We start from the raw sequence: 1,926 nt of genomic DNA, 5'->3' as shown, positions 1-1,926 counted from the left end.
GCTCGGATATGGCGGCTTCGGATAATCGCGCATCCAGGAAATCCTTTGTGGTGGTCGATCATTCAAATGACCGAGCCTGCATCCGGTTCCGGATTGGCCAGCGAGGTCGGCACCATTGAACAGGAAAGTTCCGATTCGGGCACGACCACGTCGCTTAGGTTTCCTTTGATAACATGAGGATGAGAGGATTGAATTGAAGTAACCAACCATTCAACGAGTATTGCGAAATCACAGTTTTCCGTATTGACGGCTTAAAAAACGACCCGCCGAAGCGGGTCGTCTTGAGTTGTTAGCGCATTCCCGCCCCGTAGAGCTGACGCTCCTCGCGGACCTGTTCGGCTCCATACGGCTCGCTAGCGGGATCGAAGCCCTTCCAGCCTGATTTTTGCCAGGCCGTGCTTCGTTCCCGAAGATTAACGGAAGACCGGTTGAGGATCGAGTCCAGCCGCGCTCGGTCCGTTTCCGAAATGCGCGCTGACACAAGCGTTCCTCCGCGGCGAACGCCTTCAGCGTACAGCGAGGCGTCTTCCTTCGATATACCAGCTTCGGTCAGGGCACCCACGATTCCGCCCGTAGCCGCACCAGCAGCTGCGCCGACGGCAGTTGAGGCTAGCCATCCCGCCGCGACCACCGGCCCTAACCCGGGGATAGCCAGCAAGCCAAGGCCGGCCAGCAGACCGGCCGCGCCTCCGAGACCTGCGCCGATCCCGGCGCCTTTCCCCGCACTTTCAGCACGGTCATCGACGCCGTCGCGATCGCGGTCCACCTTTTGGCCGGTGGTGTACCAATTGTCGGAATTGTTCGCGACGATACTGATATCTGAGTGCGGGACACCAGCGGCTTCCAAACCCTGAACGGCCCGTTTAGCATCGTCATAGCTGTCGTAAAGACGAGAGATTGTAACTATCATCTGCAAATTCCTTCTTACTTCGTTGGGTTCACATTGCCCTGAAAATCTACGCTGACGCCGGATGATGAGCCGCCTTTGCTCGCCTTACCTCGCCAAACGCCGTCGTCATCTTTTTTCAATGCGGTGACGTTGCTATAGCCGGCCTCTTCGATTTTCGATTTGGCTTGGCCTTCCGTAAAGCTGTTGCGACCGCGACCGGCGCATTCGAATTGTTCTGTTCTGGGTTATTTACGGCGCTGTTGTTAGGACCAGATTGGGCGGGTTGTTTCTGGCCGCGAGCAACGCAGTGGTTGCTAGTACAATGAATGAGCGTTTCATTTTTTCCTCGTGGTTAGATTGATCGTTCCCTCCAACAACCAGCCCATCCGTAAAGTGTTCCGAGTTGACAAAAGCAGCCTGCATCGCGCCGAGCGAGCTTCGTGCGTGCACGTCGCTCCTAAGAAGACAGGTGAGTAAGTTCAATGTTCATTTTGGTGACCGTCCCCTACAGAAGGAGTGATCTCTGTCACCGTTGACGTGCATGAGGTTGGCTCTAGTTCCTAAGCACCTTTTGTACATTCACCGGCGATCAATGCGCATCGGCGCGGCTCCGTAAGTTCAGATTGCGGTCTCGCTAGGAACTATTTACGTCAAGGCCGAGTTACGACCACTCCCGCTGACAGGAGAAGTGGCATGGCCTCACTCAAATAGGGCTGTGGCGCGCTTGCATCGAATATCAAGTAAAACAATGAGCGCGAGCTGCGCGGGCAGCAGCAGCCCGCATCGATCTAGTTTAATGGCTCAGGCGAATGACCGTTCTGATCCTCTCGTCACCGTTGGTGTTACGGCGCTAGCTCGGCCCGCAAAAAACGCAGCCAGAGCGCCCAGTAAAAGAGCCAGGGCACCGAACAGAGCCCCCCGCGAAACCGTCTTGGCCGTTGCATCCGCCGCCTGCTTTGCTTGTTCTTTGGTTTTGGCAATCGTTTCTTTGTACTGCTGTTGGTACTCCGCAACCTGAGCCTTGGCCTGATCGGGAG

Annotated in this window: 1 protein-coding gene and 2 pseudogenes; all 3 read right to left on the bottom strand. The window is 56.1% G+C overall.

Features of this window, described 5'->3' with window-relative positions; translation table 11 throughout:
- Positions 1-289 precede the first annotated feature (289 nt).
- Positions 290-910, bottom strand: a complete 621-nt coding sequence (locus tag N554_RS0130465) for a hypothetical protein (protein WP_029586894.1) — start codon at positions 908-910, stop codon at positions 290-292.
- A gap of 14 nt (positions 911-924) precedes the next feature.
- A pseudogene (locus N554_RS42510) lies at positions 925-1,217 on the bottom strand (hypothetical protein).
- A 473-nt stretch (positions 1,218-1,690) separates the two neighbouring features.
- Positions 1,691-1,926: pseudogene (locus tag N554_RS41615) on the bottom strand (PhnA-like protein); the annotation flags it as partial.

Source organism: Bradyrhizobium sp. URHD0069, assembly GCF_000701345.1.
Classification (GTDB): domain Bacteria; phylum Pseudomonadota; class Alphaproteobacteria; order Rhizobiales; family Xanthobacteraceae; genus Bradyrhizobium.
This window is presented reverse-complemented; position numbering and strand designations above follow the sequence as displayed.